Below are 553 nucleotides of genomic sequence, written 5' to 3' on the forward strand. Positions count from 1 at the left end.
GCTGAATGCGCAGTGGGGGCCGGGCGGTTCATACCGTCAGGTGCTGACCGCGCTGACGGTTGCGGCGGGCGGGAACGTGACGGGCGGGATGGGGCAGTTTGCGCAGGGTGCGGCGGTGACCTACATTCAGGAACTCGGGGCTGGTCAGGTCAAGACGATTGCGGATAGTCTGGGTAGCGAAAGTGCGCGCGCGGCGCTGCATGCGATCGTGGGGTGTGCGGGCGCTGCGGGGGCCGGTGCGGGTTGTGGCGCGGGTGCGATGGGAGCGGCGGCGAGTTCGGTGCTGGGCTCGCTGCTGGGGTCGACGCAGGGGATGAGCGCGGGTGATCGTGAGGCGCGCGAGAACTTGGTGAACAGCCTGGTGGCGGGGATCGCGGCGGCGGGGGGAGTCAATGCGTCGACGGCGGCGAACGCGGCGCAGATGGAGGTGGAGAACAATCAGGTGGCGATGCCCAGTTCGGCGTCGCCGCCGGCGTGGCTTGCCGGATTCAAGCTGCCGGGGTATAGGGGAGAAAACCGAAGCAGGGACGACAGCATCATTGCGGACCCGGCC

1 pseudogene is annotated in these 553 nt (G+C 69.1%); it reads left to right on the forward strand.

Annotated features, from left to right (window positions below):
- Nucleotides 1-553 (forward strand): annotated as a pseudogene (locus HV773_RS36610) (hypothetical protein); the annotation flags it as partial.

This window comes from Paraburkholderia caffeinitolerans (assembly GCF_902859945.1).
Classification (GTDB): Bacteria; Pseudomonadota; Gammaproteobacteria; order Burkholderiales; family Burkholderiaceae; genus Paraburkholderia; species Paraburkholderia caffeinitolerans.